The 14,752-nt window shown below is 69.6% G+C and carries 12 protein-coding genes and 1 pseudogene; 7 read left to right on the top strand and 6 right to left on the bottom strand.

The window, feature by feature from the left end; genetic code table 11:
• Positions 1-20 precede the first annotated feature (20 nt).
• Positions 21-1,544, top strand: coding sequence for a DUF4118 domain-containing protein (locus ABZ471_RS22040; protein ID WP_359068473.1), 1,524 nt, complete (start codon positions 21-23; stop codon positions 1,542-1,544).
• 115 nt (positions 1,545-1,659) lie between these two features.
• On the opposite strand, the pseudogene ABZ471_RS22035 reads toward ABZ471_RS22040, so the two are convergent.
• Positions 1,660-1,923: pseudogene (locus ABZ471_RS22035) on the bottom strand (ATP-binding protein); the annotation flags it as partial.
• Between the two features lie 136 nt (positions 1,924-2,059).
• On the opposite strand from ABZ471_RS22035, the gene ABZ471_RS22030 reads away from it, so the two are divergent.
• Positions 2,060-2,425, top strand: a complete 366-nt coding sequence (locus ABZ471_RS22030; protein ID WP_359068472.1) for a DUF1330 domain-containing protein — start codon at positions 2,060-2,062, stop codon at positions 2,423-2,425.
• A gap of 49 nt (positions 2,426-2,474) precedes the next feature.
• On the opposite strand, the gene ABZ471_RS22025 is transcribed toward ABZ471_RS22030, so the two are convergent.
• Positions 2,475-3,422, bottom strand: coding sequence for an alpha/beta hydrolase (locus ABZ471_RS22025; RefSeq protein ID WP_359068495.1), 948 nt, complete (start codon positions 3,420-3,422; stop codon positions 2,475-2,477).
• Between the two features lie 98 nt (positions 3,423-3,520).
• Positions 3,521-4,798, bottom strand: coding sequence for a hypothetical protein (locus ABZ471_RS22020; RefSeq protein WP_359068471.1), 1,278 nt, complete (start codon positions 4,796-4,798; stop codon positions 3,521-3,523).
• A gap of 899 nt (positions 4,799-5,697) precedes the next feature.
• Between ABZ471_RS22020 and ABZ471_RS22015 the strand changes: the two genes are divergently transcribed.
• A complete protein-coding gene (locus ABZ471_RS22015; protein WP_359068470.1) occupies positions 5,698-6,633 on the top strand; it encodes a zinc-binding dehydrogenase in 936 nt (311 codons plus the stop codon).
• Positions 6,634-6,726: 93 nt separating this feature from the next.
• On the top strand, positions 6,727-7,530 hold the full coding sequence (locus ABZ471_RS22010; protein ID WP_359068469.1) for an IclR family transcriptional regulator C-terminal domain-containing protein: 804 nt from the start codon (positions 6,727-6,729) through the stop codon (positions 7,528-7,530).
• 81 nt (positions 7,531-7,611) lie between these two features.
• Here the strand turns inward: ABZ471_RS22010 and ABZ471_RS22005 are convergent, their stop codons facing one another.
• Positions 7,612-9,081, bottom strand: a complete 1,470-nt coding sequence (locus ABZ471_RS22005; RefSeq protein ID WP_359068468.1) for a multicopper oxidase family protein — start codon at positions 9,079-9,081, stop codon at positions 7,612-7,614.
• Between the two features lie 281 nt (positions 9,082-9,362).
• On the opposite strand from ABZ471_RS22005, the gene ABZ471_RS22000 reads away from it, so the two are divergent.
• Positions 9,363-10,160: a nitrilase-related carbon-nitrogen hydrolase gene (locus ABZ471_RS22000; protein ID WP_359068467.1), complete on the top strand. Its 798-nt coding sequence runs from the start codon at positions 9,363-9,365 to the stop codon at positions 10,158-10,160.
• Positions 10,161-10,396: 236 nt separating this feature from the next.
• Here the strand turns inward: ABZ471_RS22000 and ABZ471_RS21995 are convergent, their stop codons facing one another.
• Both ABZ471_RS21995 and ABZ471_RS21990 read right to left on the bottom strand, forming a co-directional pair.
• A complete protein-coding gene (locus ABZ471_RS21995; protein ID WP_359068466.1) occupies positions 10,397-11,470 on the bottom strand; it encodes an alkene reductase in 1,074 nt (357 codons plus the stop codon).
• Between the two features lie 292 nt (positions 11,471-11,762).
• Positions 11,763-12,428: a TetR/AcrR family transcriptional regulator gene (locus ABZ471_RS21990; protein ID WP_359068465.1), complete on the bottom strand. Its 666-nt coding sequence runs from the start codon at positions 12,426-12,428 to the stop codon at positions 11,763-11,765.
• Positions 12,429-12,716: 288 nt separating this feature from the next.
• On the opposite strand from ABZ471_RS21990, the gene ABZ471_RS21985 reads away from it, so the two are divergent.
• Entirely contained in the window at positions 12,717-13,490 is a 774-nt protein-coding gene (locus ABZ471_RS21985; protein WP_359068464.1) for an SDR family oxidoreductase, read from the top strand.
• A 127-nt stretch (positions 13,491-13,617) separates the two neighbouring features.
• Positions 13,618-14,748, top strand: coding sequence for an ABC transporter permease (locus tag ABZ471_RS21980; protein WP_359068463.1), 1,131 nt, complete (start codon positions 13,618-13,620; stop codon positions 14,746-14,748).
• Positions 14,749-14,752: the final 4 nt, after the last annotated feature.

Raw genomic sequence — 14,752 nt, 5'->3', positions numbered from 1 at the left:
TCGGTCAGGGAAGCGATGCGATGGCACGGCGTTGGGTCCGCTTGCCGGCTCTGCGCTGGTCGAAGCGGTTTCTCGCCGGCGTGACCATGGTGGCAGCGGTGACCGGTCTCATCGCGCTCCTCAAGCCGCACGTCGCGTCGGTGCACCTGCTGGTGCTCTATCTGCTCGTCGTCCTTCCCGTCGCCGTGGTGTGGGGGACGAGGCTCGCACTGGTCATGTCGGTGCTGTGCGTCGTGGTCTACGGCTACCTGTTCGTTCCGCCGTTCCACGTGCTGGACGTCGGCACCGCCGAGAATCTCGTCGCTCTGGGGGTCTTCCTCCTCACGGCGGTGGTCGTGGGACAGCTGGCGGCCCGGTTGCGGCAGGCGGCACTGGCGGCGCAACACCTGATGGAGGAGCAGTCCGCATTGCGCCGGGTCGCGACCCTGGTCGCCCGTTCGGGACCGCCCTCAGCGGTCTTCGAGGCCGTCACCCGCGAGGTCGGCCTGCTCTGCGGTGCCGACGTGGCCCGCATGGAGCGCTACGAGCCGGACGGGACCGTCACCGGCGTCGCCGCCTGGAGCAGGAGCAGACGACCGGACCCCCTGCTCGTCGGCACCCGCTTCGACCTGAACGGGCTGAGCGTCGCCCGCGATGTCCGGTGCAGCGGTCGCCCGGTCCGGATCGAGAGCTTCGCCGGCGCCACGGGGGCGATCGCCCAGGAGTCGCGTGCGGTGGGTATCCGCGCGTCGGTCGGCTGCCCGGTCACCGTGGGCGGGCGCCTGTGGGGGGTGATCGCCGCCTCCACGAACAGCGACAGACCCTTCCCGGGGCACACAGAGGCGCAGATCGCCAGCTTCACCGAGCTGGTTGCCACCGCCGTGGAGAACGCCGAGGCCCGTGCCGAGTTGACCGCCTCACGCGCCCGCATCGTCAACGCCGCCGACGACACGCGCCGGCAGATCGAGCGCGACCTCCACGACGGCGTCCAGCAACGGCTCGTGTCGCTGGTGCTGCTCCTGGGTTCGGCACAGGAGATGGTGCCCGGCGGGCTGGCGGAGCTTCGCGCGAGGCTCCGCGAAGTGGCCACCGGGTTGACGGACGCGTCGGACGAACTGCGCGAGATGGCGCGGGGCATCCACCCTTCGATTCTCGTCAAGGGCGGTCTCGTCTCCGCGCTCAAGGCGCTCGCTCGCCGCTCGCCCGTCCCGGTCGATCTCGTACTGCATGCCGAAGGGGATCTGCCCAAGCAGGTCCAGGTGAGTGGCTACTACATCGTCTCCGAGGCGCTGACCAACGTGGTCAAGCATGCGCGCGCCTCGGCCGTCACGGTCACGGTCGAGCCCGGCGAGGGCGTGTTGAGCCTGACCGTCCAGGACGACGGCGTCGGCGGTGCCGACTTCGCGGGAGGTACCGGCCTCGTCGGTCTCAAGGACCGTGTGGAGGCGCTCGGCGGTCGGATCTACGTGGACAGCCCGCGCGCAGTGGGCACCACTCTGCGTGCCGAACTGCCGCTCTCGGACAGGGACCGGTCCTACGCGGAGCCGGCACAAGGGCGGCGGTGAGCCGGCACCGGCCGGCGCCGGTCAGGTGCGTTGCTCCGACGACGGCCGCAGGAGCTTGTCGAGCGTGATCGGCAGGGCCCGGACGCGGATGCCGGTCGCGTGGTGTACGGCGCCGTGCGAGCATCGGCGCGCACAGCTGGTGCAGTCCGGCGAAGGCGAGCTCCATCTCGGACTCGACGCCCCCGACCTGGGCGATGAGGCATCCCGTGGCCCGCTGGCCCGCGTAGTCCAGCAGGGCCGTCTTTCCCACCCCGGGCTCGCCGCGCAGGACCAGCACCGAACTTCCGCCGGCTCGGACCCCCTCCACCAGGCGATCCAGTGCCTCGCACTCGCGGTCCCGACCGCGCAGTCCGGACCCGGCATGGCCGTCGTGGGGCATAGCCATGACCAAGGGTAGGGACGGCGGCCACTGGCCTGGCAACCCGTCCGCCCGCCTCGACACGCGCGCCCGCCTGATCGAGACGAGACTGGTGATCGATGGAGAAGCCCACTGCCGCCTCCACAGGAGGGTCGACATGAGCACCTACCTGATCAATCACCTGCGCATCCCCGGCGGGATTCCGAACGAGGCGGCGCTGGCCTACCTGGAACAGGTGGAGGAGACCGCGAAGCCGTTCGGCGGCACGTGGCTGGCCCAGGGCGATGCGGACGTGGTCGAGGGCGCATGGCCGGGCTCGGTGGTCCTGATGGAGTTCCCCAGTCGCGCCGACGCGGAGAACTGGTACAACTCGCCCGAGTACCAGAAGATCCTCCCGCTGCGCGTCAACAACGCGATTTCTGACCTCATCCTGATCGACAGCGTCGGCCAGGACTTCACGGTGCGAGGCTTCGCCCAGCAGATCAGGACGGTGATCGCGGCGGCCTCCGGGATCGAGGACTGAAACGGCTCCGCGCCGTATCCCCGGGCCGGGGCGGCCTTGTCGGCCGGGCTCAGGAACAGGCCTTGAGGAATTCGATGAGCGCCGCGTTCACCTCGTCCGGGCGTTCCTGCTGCGTCCAGTGTCCGCAGCCGGCCAGTTCGAGGGGCTTACGCCACAGACTGGGCATCAGGCCCGGGAGTTTTTCGATGAGTTCGGGCGTGCCGGGGAAGGCGGGGACGAGGTCGCGGTCACCGTAGACGTACAGGGCGGGCCGGGTGACGACGGCGCCGTGCCACGGAGCGGTCAGTTCCCAGTTGCGGTCGAGGTTGCGGTACCAGTTGAGGGCTCCGGTGAAGCCTTGGGAAAAACTCTCGGTGAGTGCGTCGAGGTCGTCCTCGGAGAACCACTCCGGCAGTACCTCGGGGTCCTCCATGGTCTCGAGCCAGCCCTGCCCGGGGTTGATCAGCGGCTGCGCGACCTCGTCGGCGTGGCCGGCGGAGCCGGAAGCCATGTAGAAGAACTTGCGGAGGGTGGTGCGTACGTCCCTCGCGAACTCGGCGTCGGCGACACCGGGGCGGTTGAAGTAGTTCCAGTAGAAGCGGCCGCCGAACCTCTTGTCCATGGCGGCCAGCGGAGGTTCGGTCCCCCGGATGGGGGGCGGCACGCTCAGGCCGGCCACCCCGAGCACCATGTCCGGTCGCAGCAGCGCGGTGTGCCAGGCGACCGGCGCGCCCCAGTCGTGCCCGACGACGTACGCCTTCTCCTCGCCCAGGGCCTGGACCAGTCCGACGACGTCGCCGACCAGATGGAGGATGGTGTACGCGTCGACGTCCTCGGGATGGTCGCTGCGCCCGTATCCACGCTGGTCGGGGGCGACCACCCGGAAGCCTGCATCGGCCAGCGGACCGAACTGGTGGTGCCAGGAGTGCCATGACTCGGGGAAACCGTGCAGAAGCACCACCAGGGGGCCCTCGCCCTGCTCGGCGATGTGCAGCCGCACGCCGTTCACGTCGACCATCCGATGCTCAACCATGTACCCGAGCGTACGCGTCGTGATCTTGTGGAGCTTCGCGAACGGTTCGCGGAACTCGGGTTCGGTGTTCGCGCCGCCCCCGTTCAGGGCCGTTCTCCGCCGTGGCCGCCCTCGCACTCCAGGGCCCGGATGATGCGGTAGTCCGCCTCGACGGCCTCCGGCTCGCTGCTGCTGAGAACGACTTCGGCGTACTGGGCCGGATCGGTGACCGGGGCGTGTCCCAGGAGGTCTGCGCTCACCGCGGCCACCGTCGGCAGCCGGCGCAGAATCCGCCCGAGGCATGGGTCGACGGCATGGCCGCTGCTCGGGTGCAGGTGCACCCGGACGACCCGGTGACCGGCCGGGCCGGGACCGAGCTGAAGGGACGAGGGCGGGAGCCAGGTGTCCAGTACCCCCGTCACGCGGTCGTAGCCGGTCGCCCTGCGCAGCGCCTCGTCCGCCAACGAGATCCCGGGTACCGCGAGCGCCGAGACGAGGAGCGGGCCCCGGCCCTCATCGTGGGCGACGCGCGCGGTGACCGGACCGCGCAGCACGCCCAGGGCGTCGAGCACGCGCGGCATGTACGCCGACAGCGCGCGCGTCAGCGGTTCGTGCGGGTGCAACAGGTCGGTGCGGTCCAGTGACTGGTCGCAGGAGCGCGTCTCGGCCCACACGTCGGTGACGACATGCTCCGGCTGCCCGTCCGCACCGGGACGGCTGACACTGTTGACGACGAACTGCCGGGTGGACAGCCGCTCGGTGAGGACCAGGTACGCGTCGCCGGGGTGTTCCGCGACCGCTCGCTTCATGGCAGGCCAGGCGGTGTTGATCTGCCTTGCTCCGGCGCAGGCCACCGGCTCGACCGGTATCCCGGCCGCAGCCGGGGCCAGCACGTAGCCGGGCAGCGGGCAGGTCTCGGCCCAGGCCAGGACCTCGGCCAGATGCGCGCTGCGGATACCACGCGGTGCCGGTAACCCGGCTCGTACCAGGGCGGCCGCCTGTTCACCACGGTCGTAGCGCAACCACGACGTCTCGGGATCGCCTTGGGGCAGGCCCAGATGCCAGCCGATCCGCTCCGCCAGTCCGATGCCCGCCGCGCTCCCGGCGACGACGGCCGATACACCCAGTCCCCGCAGTTTCTTGACCGTCCGCCGCAGGGATCCGCAATGCTGCACCGAGTCCGCGCAGGCGCCTGCCCCGCGCGCCGGTGCGAGCGCCGATGGACGGCGCCGGGCGTCCAGTTCGACGGCCACGGTTCGCCAGCCCTGCCGCGCGAAGGTCTCCGGGTGCGCGGAGCCGCCGTACGGGGCGACGATCGCCACCGTACCGGCGGCAGCTTCGAACCGGGGAGCGACAACGGGTGCGGCGGAGGAGATGGCCATGGGAACGGGCTCCAGGACGGAAGGTGTGTCAGGGCGATGGTGGCCGTGGCCGTGTGGCCGGGCGCTGACCGACTACAAGGACCAGATGCGCGCCTTTCCCTGCCAGTTGGCTTCAGGCGTGGTCGGGCCGGGAGGTGTTCTTGTGACGGGTAGGGGGGCGGGCACGGGCACTCCCGGAAGGCAGGCGCCGAGCCACGGCGTCTCGCGCATACCGGGTGCCGTGGCCGGACGGACCGTGAACGAATCCGTTCGGGGCGCCTTCGGTAACGGTGCGACGCCGAGGCCCGCGGACCGCCGGCGGGGAGACAACACCGGGTCGTAGAGCCGACGGCACGGCTCACCACTGGGCTTGCCCCGGTCGGGCAGGGGAGGAGCCCCCTGCTCAGGCGCTTCGGCGGAAGCCATGAGAGGCACGGTTCCCGTGACGGCTGCGAGGGCGAGAGGGGAAAGAAAGGGGCACAGCAGCCTCCTGCATGAGGTGCTGGGAGCTCCGGCGCAGGGCGAAATCGGCCCGTGCCCGCGACGGCGGACACGGGTGGCCTGTCCTGTGCGCGGCGTGCTGCTGCACGCCGCGAGAGCACCCAAGGGCTTGGGTTCGTTCGATCTCTGGTGGTGCGGTGGCTCGTGCCGAGTCGTGCCGGATGTCGATGTGAGGGGAGCGAGGCGGCATCACTATGTCTCTCCGAAAGGGCAAATGCAACCCGCGGATTTCCTTTCTCATCTCGCGAGAAGTTCGACGTTGAACCTTCTCGTCGAGTGAGAAATGGGCAGCCATTTCTCACCTCGTGAGAAAGATGTATGAGGCAAGATGCCCAGGTCGGGGCCGTTGCGTGGATGCCCTAGCCTGTCGTCGTACACATCCCGCCCACGTTGATAGGAGTACTGTGCGCGCCATTGTCATGAGGGAATTCGGTGACCCTGAGGTTTTGCGGCTGGAGGACGTTCCCGACCCCGAGCCCGCACGCGGACAAATCCTGCTGGACGTGAGGCTGGCGGGTGTCAACTACGCAGATGTCCATGCCCGCGGAAATACCTACCTCGCGCCGGTCGAACTGCCGTACATCCCCGGCAACGAGGTCGTCGGCACCACCACGGACGGCAAGCGTGTCGTGGCACTGACCCAGGGCGGCGGCTACGCGCAGAAGGTGGCCGTTCACCGCAGGGTGCAATGGGAGATCCCCGACGAGGTCACCGACGAACAGGCGGTGCCGCTGGCTCTGCAGGGGAACAGCGCGTACCACCTGCTCTTCACGGTCGCCCAGGTCACCAAGGGGCAGACCGTCGTCATTCCCGCCGCGGCCGGCGGCGTCGGCTCGCTGGCCGTCCAGCTGGCACACCGGGCAGGGGCCCGGGTCATCGCTCTCGCCGGCACGGACGAGAAGCGCCGGCTGGCCCTGGAGCTCGGGGCGACGGCGGCCGTCGACTCCTCCGACGAGGACGGCCTGACGGAGCGGATCCTCGACGCGGCAGGAGGGCCCGTGCATGCCGCGTTGGAGATGACCGGCGGCAAGACGCTCCATCAGACCCTCGAAGCGGTCGGCCCGCGCGGCCGGCTCGTCGTGTACGGCTTCGCCGGCGGGCAGCTCGCCGACGTCCCCGTGCACAAGCTGCTCCAGAAGTCCGTCACGGTCGCCGGCTTCTGGCTCCCGCACCTGTACACGGACCGGACGCTCCCGCTGGCAGCGTCCATGAGGCAGCTCTTCGACGCCGTCGGCAACGGCACGCTCAGGATCGTGACCGGCGGGACCTACCCGCTGGCCGACGCGGCCAAGGTCCACCACGTGCTCAACAGCCGCACCGGCATGGGCAAGTTCAGTCTCGATACCACCGCGTAATAATCTTGTGCCCGACCGTACGCGGTGCCACCGACGCCGTGTACCACCGCGCTCCGGGAGGAGGCGCGCGGGCATGATGAAGGGGTACGGCTGATGAGTGGACAGCGTGGAACCGGGACCAGTTACGCCGACCGCTTCATGCGGGTGCAGCAGGCGTTCATCACGCTGGGCCCCGGTGCCCACCGGCTGTCCGCGATCGCCAAGGCCGCCGATCTCGACGACTCCACCACCGGCCGCATGCTCACCGCCGGAACGTACAACAGCACCTTCGTCCGCATCGACCGAGGCCTCTACCAGCTCGGCAGTACGGTCGCCGACCTGGGGCTCCACGCACTCTCCGAAGACAACCTCTCCGGCGGCGAGGCCACACACGTCCTGCAAGGCCTGCGCAGGGCGACCGACAACGGACTGGTCTTCCTGTACATGCGGGCCCCGTTCGGCATAGCGGGCAGGCAGTGCCTGGACATGGCGGTGGGGGACTCCGATCTCGTCGAGCTCGGCATGACGCCGCGCGACGTCCTCTCGGTCACGCGGTCGCTGCGCACCGGCGCCTCGGGCCGGACGATCCTGGCGTACCTGCCCGAACAGATCCAGCAACGGGTAGCCGCCGATCCGGTCCCGGAGGAAGCCGGTCCCGGCGTCATCCGCGACGGCGACGAGTTGCTCGCCTCTCTCGCCGACATCCGTGACCAGGGTTACGCCCTGGGATACCAGGAGTGCATGGCGCAGTGGAACTCCGTCGCCGCCCCCGTCATCTGGGACGGCGCGATATGGGGGGCGGTCCTGCTGCTCAAGCCGATGGACATCATGCCGGAGGCTCCCCAGCACTACATCTATGCCACCATCACGGCGGCTGCCAGGCTCAGCCAGCTCGGCGGAGCCTGGCCGGCCGACTGATCGGTCCCGCCGCCGCCCCGGCCTGCGGGCCGGGCGGTTCCTTCGCCGGCCCTCCCCCTTCGCAGGCTGTCGTCGGGGCGGCTACTTGTCGATCTGAAGTACCGCCATCATCCCCGCGTCCTCATGGTTCAGGATGTGGCAGTGCAGGACCGTCTTGCCCGGATAGTCGAGGAACCGGATACGGATGACCATGTTTCCGCGGGGAGGGACGTCGACGGTGTCCTGCAGGCCGTAGTTGGTCTGCGGCTTGCCGTTGATGCTCATCACCTGGAAGTCGTTCGTGTGGACGTGGAACGAGTGGACCTCGTCGCTGTCGTTCTTGATCGTCCACTCTTCCACGGTGTTGAGCCTGGCCCGGAAGTCGACGCGGTTGTGGTCGAACTGCTTGTGGTTGATGTAGAAGAGCGTGCCCGCCTTGTTCTCCGTGAACGTGACCGTCTTGCGTCCCGCGAGGGCCTCCTTCGCGAGGTCGTCCACCGGGGCGAAGGTGGTGGGCAAGGCCTCGGGCCGGATCGGCCTGCCGTCGGACCGGACCGTGGCCAGTGTCGCCCGGGGGAACTGGTTTCCGGCCTTGCCGGTGTTGTACGGCAGGGTCAGCAGCTCCGACACGCCGGCTTGTGGCCCCTGTACGAGCACGTCGTAGCGGGCGCCGGCCGGGATGACCAAGGAGTCGACGGAGTAGATCTTGTTCACCGGGTACCCGTCCTGGGCGATGACGTGGAACTTGGTGCCCGGCAGCGACACCTTGTAGAAGATGTTGGCCCCGATGTTCGCCAGGCGCCACAGCTGGGTCTCGCCGGGCCGGATCCGGATCCGTGCGTTGAGCTGCCCGTTGACGGTGCGTGTGGTGGGTGCACCCATCTTCAGATTCGTGGTCTTGATCTCGTCGCCCACGAGCTGGAAGTCCTTGAGCGCGACGACGTGCTCGGTGATCCCGCGGAGCCGCGCGGGCAGATACTCGTCGAGGCCGTCGACCACGATCAGGCCGGCCATGCCGCCGGCGGTCTGGGCGGTGGAGAGCGTGTGCGGGTGCGGGTGGTACCAGTACGTCCCCGGCTCCAGGCTCTTCGGGAAGCGGTACTCGTAGGTGAACGTCTTCCCCGGCTCGATCTTGAGGAAGACGTTGTCCGAATGGCCGACGGGTGAGACGTGCATGCCGTGCACATGCAGATTCGTCTGCTTGTCGAGCTTGTTCTCGAAGGAGATCTCCATCCGGTCCCCCGGCCGCAGACGCAGTGTGGGCGGCATGTACATCCCGTTGTACGTCAGGGCCCACAGGTCGCGGCCCGCCAGGTGCACCTTCTTGCGTTCGACGACGATCGTGGTCCTGAGCAGTCCGTTCCTGCTCACGATCTGCGGGGGGTCGCGCAGGTCTTCCGTTGCCCGCGCGGTGAGGGCCGGGGACGGCGACACCGTCGACGGGACAACCGCCGCCCCTTCCGGACGGCCGAGCGCGCCGCTGCCGGTGTGCCCGCTGCATCCCGCCGCCAGGGCGAGTGCGGTAAGCGCGAGTCCGACGACGGTACGGGTCCGATGGACGTGTGCGGGCAAGCTGAACCCCCATGCACTGCAGATGTGGAGACGGGCGGCCGTGGGCTGCCATCATGCATCGCAAAATCAGGCGAAATCGGGCACGACCCGAACGAGGGCGCGGGCATCACCTTGAAGAGCGAGCCCGTGCCGTACGCCGCGCACAACCCGAACAAGACGCAAGGTCCCGCAGGTCACGGTGGTCCGTCCGCGGACAGGACGCGCGATGCGCATGAGGCTCCCTACGCTCGTAAGGAACACGTTTCCTTGGACCGTGCACGAGGGTCTCGGAGGTGACAGCCATGCGTGCCTCACTGATACAGCTGTCCGTGGACGCGGCGGACTCCGCCGACGAGCGTCGGCACAGAGCGGCTTCGCTGGTCCGCGGCCGGTCGGGCGACGATCTGGTGGTCCTGCCGGAGCTGTGGACGGCCGGCGCCTGGTCGTACGACCGCTGGGGACACGACGCCGAAGGAGTCGACGGCCCCACTGCCGAGGTCATGTCCGCCGCTGCCCGTGCGGCCGGGGCATGGCTCCATGCCGGATCGATCGTCGAGCGGGACGGGGACGGGACGTTGTACAACACCGCTCTCCTCTTCGACCGGGTCGGCGAGCTGCGCGGTCGCTACCGCAAGATCCACCGATACGGTTTCGACAGCGGCGAGGCGGTCCTGATGGGCGGCGGCCGCGACATCGTCACCGTGCCCACCGACATCGGTGTGATCGGCCTCGCCGTCTGCTACGACCTTCGCTTCCCCGAACTCTTCCGAGGCCTGCTCAATGCGGGCGCGGAGCTGATCGTGGTGCCCGCCGCATGGCCTGCGGCCCGTCTCAGCCACTGGCAGCTCCTCACCCGCACACGGGCCCTGGAGGAACAGGTCTTCCTCCTGGCCTGTTGCGCGACGGGTACTCATGGAGGCATGCAGCAGGCCGGGCACAGCATGGCCGTCGATCCCTGGGGAACCGTCCTGGGTGAGGCCCGCACCGCAGAGGAGACGGTGACGGTGGACTTCGACATGGCCCAGGTCGCCCGGATCCGCTCGGAACTCCCGGTCCTGCGCGACCGCGTCCTCACCATCGAGGCTCCCGTGGGACGGTGAAGCAGCGGGTGCTCCTTGCGGATGGCTGCGTAGGCCCCATCCCGTCCGCACGTCCACGGTCGCTCGTTGCGACATCGTGTCCCCGGCCGGCTGATGCACTCCCTGAGCTTGTCTCCATTCGTATCGGTCCTCCGAGCCGGCGCTCTCGGTGCTGCGTCCGGAACGCGCCGCGGCGCCCTCCGGGCCGTAGGCCGTCGGGGCGCCGCGGTGTGCCGGTCGCGGTGACCGACGGGGTGTCAGTCGAGGGTGGGGTAGTCGGTGTAGCCGGTGTGGCCGCCGCCGAAGGAGGTGGCGCGGTCGGGGGTGTTGAAGGGGCCGCCCTGGGCGAGGCGGGTGGGGAGGTCCGGGTTGGCGAGGAAGAGGCCGCCGAAGGCGATGAGGTCGGCGGTGCCTTCCTCGATGAGCTGGAGCTCCTCGGGGCCGGTGGGGGCCTGGCCGGTGAAGGGGTTGAGGATGAAGGTGCTGGGCCAGGCCTTGCGCAGGCGCTGGGTGAGGTCGCGGATCTCGGGCGCCTCCATCTGGTGGAGGTAGGCCAGGTTCAGCGAGGCGAGGGCGTCGACCAGCGCCGTGTACGTGGCGTCGACGTCGGTGCGGTCGCTCTCGTCGATGTCGTTGTACGGGTTGCCGGGCGAGATGCGGAAGCCGGTCTTGTCGGCGCCGATGGCGTCGGCGACGGCCTTGGCGGTCTCGACGGCGAAGCGGATGCGGCCCTGGGGGGTGCCGCCCCAGGCGTCGGTGCGGGTGTTGGAGTTGGGCGCGAGGAACTGGTGGATGAGGTAGCCGTTGGCGCCGTGGAGTTCCACACCGTCGAAGCCGGCCTCGATCGCGTTGCGGGCGGCGGTGGCGTAGTCGGCGATCGTCTCCTGGATCTCGTCCTCGGTGAGTTCCTTGGGCGTGACGAAGTCCTGCGGTCCCTCGTGTGTGTAGACCTGGCCCTTGGCCTGGACAGGGGAGGGGCCGACGGGAGTGAGGCCCATCAGGCTGGGGTGGCCGACGCGGCCGGTGTGCATGAGCTGGAGGTAGATCACGCCGCCCTGGGCGTGGACGGCGTCGGTGACCTTGCGCCAGGCGGTGATCTGTTCGTCGGTGTGGATGCCGGGGGTGTCGGGGTAGCCCTGGCCGATCACCGAGGGCTGGGTGCCTTCCGTGATGATCAGGCCGGCGCCGGCGCGCTGGGCGTAGTACTCGGCCATCAGCTCGGTGGCCGACTGGCCGGGGCCGTAGGCGCGGGAGCGGGTCATGGGTGCCATCACGATGCGGTTGGCCAGGCGCTTGCCGCCCAGGTCGGTCGCTTCGAATGCCTTCGACATGATCATCATCCTTGCTCACGAAAGACGGGCCGCCTACAGGCGGCCTCCTGGTCGACAGGGCTCGGGCAGTGCCACATCCGAGCCGTTCGCTGTCCGAACAAGTAAACCCTATGAATCGCATCCCGCCATACGTGTGAGCCCCGTCACGCGGGGCAAAGATGGGCATAAAGGGCATGACTGTGGAATGTGAAGTTCTCTCCCTGGTGAGAGATCGCTCCCTTGTTGGTCGACCACAGGATTTTCTTCGTGAGTCCCCGGAGTGAGGGAACTACTCACTCGGGACGCTCGGACTTCAGCTCTCCGCGGGGCCCGTGTGCAGGTGGACGGTCAGCTCTTCGAGCGTCGGGGACGGGGGCAGCGGCCGGGTCCCGTGAGGGCGCAGGCCGTCCACGAAGATGTGCACGTGGCGGGTGGCGAGGGCGGCGGCCTGTTCCGTGGGGAGGTAGGGCATCGGGCGGCAGGCCAGCGCTGCGGTGGTGATCAGGTCCATGTGGGTCGCGTCGGGCCGGACGGTCCCCTGGGTGCGGGCGTGGGCCAGCAACTCCTCGAGCAGGGGAGCGATCTCCGCCTGGAGTTCGGCCGTTTCACGGGTGGCGGGAACCGGGCCGCCGACCAGGGGGAGTACGAGGGTGTCCCGTTCGTCCACCAGGCGTAGCAGGAATCCCTCGACGGCGGCCAAGGGGTCCTGCGGAGCGGCGTCCAGTGCCTGGTGGGCGGCCTCGATCACCAGATTGAATCCATCGATCACGACCTGCTGGACGAGGGCTTCACGGTCCGGGAAGCGCCGGTAGAGCGTGGCGATGTTCACTCCGGCGCGGCGGGCGATCTCGTCCAGCGGTGCGGCGGTGCCCAGTTCACGGAAGGCGGTGCGGGCGGCGGCAAGGATCTGTGCCCGGTTGCGAGCTGCGTCGGCCCTCAGTCGCGGCTTCCTGTCCTCGCCGGTGGTGCGGGAAGTCACCGTGCGCCCGTCCTTTCTCGACCGTGCCGGCAGGCCCTGATCGCCGTCGGCCGACGCCTTGAGATTACGTCACCGTCGTCCGTCGAAGCGTCTAAGTGAAGGATTTTCTGCGGTTTGATGTTACGGTGAGCGAGCCCGCCGGACACACACCTGGAGGACACCTCCGGTGCGCCCGCTTCCGGCCGGCTTCCGTTCGGGCACCGCAGCCTTTGCTCGCAGTGGTTCCCCCACTTGTCCCCGAGAGAGATTCCCCTCGCCTGTCCCGAGAGAAGAGAAGTGGTGTCACCCGTGCAGAGGACACGTTTCGAAGGCAAGGTCGCAGTCGTCACAGGCGGCAGCCGTGGGATCGGCGCGGCCGTCGCACGGCGGCTGGCCGACGAGGGCGCGGCGGTGGCGATCGGATACCGCGGCCACAGGGAGGCGGCGGACGCTCTCGTCGCCGAGCTGGGTGGCGGCGGCCGGGCGATCGCCGTTCGGGCCGACGCCTCCGTCCCGGAGCAGACCGGGGCGCTGATCGAGCGGGCGGTGGCCGAGTTCGGCCGGCTGGACGTGCTCGCGTCGTGCGCCGGCATCGAGCACTTCGACGCTCTCGAGAAGATCACGCCGGCCGACTTCGACCGTGTCTTCGCGGTCAACACACGCGGCCAGCTGTTCGCCGTCCAGCACGCCGCCGCCCATATGCGCGAGGGCGGACGGATCGTGCTGACCTCGTCGGTGAGTGCGTCCAAGGCGTTCTTCCGGCACACCCTGTACGCCGCCAGCAAGGCGGCGGTGGAGTCGATGGTGCTGAACCTGTCCGCCGAGCTCGGCCAGAAGGGCATCACGATCAACGCCATCGCGCCGGGCGGTACCGCCACGGACATGGCTGTCGAGCACGGGGCGAGCTACCTGCACCCCGACCTGGTGGGCAAGCAGGACCTCTCCGGGTGGCTCGACGTCCAGGTCGCCCTGGGCCGGCTCGCGGAACCCTCGGAGATCGCCGCCGGATACGCATTCCTCGCCTCCGACGACGCGGCCTACATGACCGGCCGCAACCTGCAGGTCGACGGCGGCATGTTCTAGGGACAGTCCGACCGCCGAGGGGCGACGAGGCCGCCCCCTTGCCGTGCCCCGCCCTGCCGCAGCCTCGTCGGAAGCACACCATCGAAGGGGCTGCGGCCCCGCTGACATCGGAAAGTTTCCTCACTCCATGCACCATGCCACCGAGTTCCCTCCCGACGTCCCGCCCCGTATCACTCCCCCCGATCCCCGTGCCGACTCCGCGTCCGACGGCGCACGACACGCCAGGCACGCACTGGTCGACTCCGAGCCCGGCCTTCCCGCTCCGGTGCTCGCCGCGGCGGCCGGCGCCCGCAAGGCGATGCTCGTGCCCGTGGCCACCGCGCTGGCCATAGGCACCGCGTTCGTCGCCGTCTATCTCGCGGCGTTCCACGCACCGTCGGTGCGTCACCAGCCCCTGGGCATAGCCGCGTCCGACAAGGTGGCCGCGCGCGCGGAACTCGCCCTCAACAACGCGGCCCCCGACGGGTACACCTTCTACCGCTACCCGGATGCCGAGGCCGCTCGCCAGGCCGTCACCCACGACGAGGTCCCGGCAGCCCTGGTGGCCGACAGCCGGGGAACACGGATTCTGGTGGCCGGCGCGCAGGGGCCGTCCACGGTCTCCAGCCTCGCCACGGCGATGACGGCAGCCGTGGGGAAGCCCCTTCCCGTGAAGGATGTGCAGCCCCTCGCGGCGGGGGACTCGCGCGGGTTGTCGGTGTTCTACGCCGCCTTCGGCGTGGTGCTCGCCGGCTTCCTCTTCGCGGTCTCCTCCTACCAGATCGCGCCGCGCCTGCGGTTCGCCGCCCGTGTCACCTCGATGCTGGTGTTCTCCGCGGCCTCCGGCGTGATGGTGGCACTGATCGCGCACACCGCCATGAACGCGCTACCGGCCCCGTTCGCCGTGATCTGCGTCGTGGTGGGCCTGCTGGCGTGGGCGTCCGCCGCGGCGGCCGGGCTGCTGCTGCGCGTGTTCGGGCCGCTCGGCATGCCGGTCGCCTCCGTGGTGCTGCTGATCCTCGGCAACGCTGCCTCCGGGGGAATCCTGCCGGCCACGTTTCTGCCGGCCTGGCTGTCCCCGCTGGCTTCGGTCATGCCTCCGGCGGCAGCAGTACGTGGTCTGCGGGGCGCCGCCTACTTCCACGACGCACATCTCACCGGGGCCATGCTGACCCTGGCCGCATGGGGCTTGGGCTGCCTCACGCTCCAGTACGTGCTCGACCGTGTTGCCGCGCGCCGTTCGGCGGCCGGGTCTGCGGACTTCGCCACCGGGTACTGAGGTC

Source organism: Streptomyces sp. NPDC005728 (assembly GCF_040630895.1).
GTDB lineage: Bacteria > Actinomycetota > Actinomycetes > Streptomycetales > Streptomycetaceae > Streptomyces.
Note: the sequence above shows the minus strand (reverse complement) of the source record. Positions and strands in the feature narration are given on the sequence as shown.

Coding starts and splice junctions, on each gene's coding strand:
- ABZ471_RS22030 (WP_359068472.1), top strand. CDS start 2,060: ATGAGCACCTACCTGATCAATCACCTGCGCATCCCCGGCGGGATTCCG.
- ABZ471_RS22010 (WP_359068469.1), top strand. CDS start 6,727: ATGAGTGGACAGCGTGGAACCGGGACCAGTTACGCCGACCGCTTCATG.
- ABZ471_RS21995 (WP_359068466.1), bottom strand. CDS start 11,470: ATGTCGAAGGCATTCGAAGCGACCGACCTGGGCGGCAAGCGCCTGGCC.
- ABZ471_RS22000 (WP_359068467.1), top strand. CDS start 9,363: ATGCGTGCCTCACTGATACAGCTGTCCGTGGACGCGGCGGACTCCGCC.
- ABZ471_RS22020 (WP_359068471.1), bottom strand. CDS start 4,798: ATGGCCATCTCCTCCGCCGCACCCGTTGTCGCTCCCCGGTTCGAAGCT.
- ABZ471_RS22040 (WP_359068473.1), top strand. CDS start 21: ATGGCACGGCGTTGGGTCCGCTTGCCGGCTCTGCGCTGGTCGAAGCGG.
- ABZ471_RS22025 (WP_359068495.1), bottom strand. CDS start 3,422: ATGGTCGACGTGAACGGCGTGCGGCTGCACATCGCCGAGCAGGGCGAG.
- ABZ471_RS21980 (WP_359068463.1), top strand. CDS start 13,618: ATGCACCATGCCACCGAGTTCCCTCCCGACGTCCCGCCCCGTATCACT.
- ABZ471_RS22015 (WP_359068470.1), top strand. CDS start 5,698: ATGAGGGAATTCGGTGACCCTGAGGTTTTGCGGCTGGAGGACGTTCCC.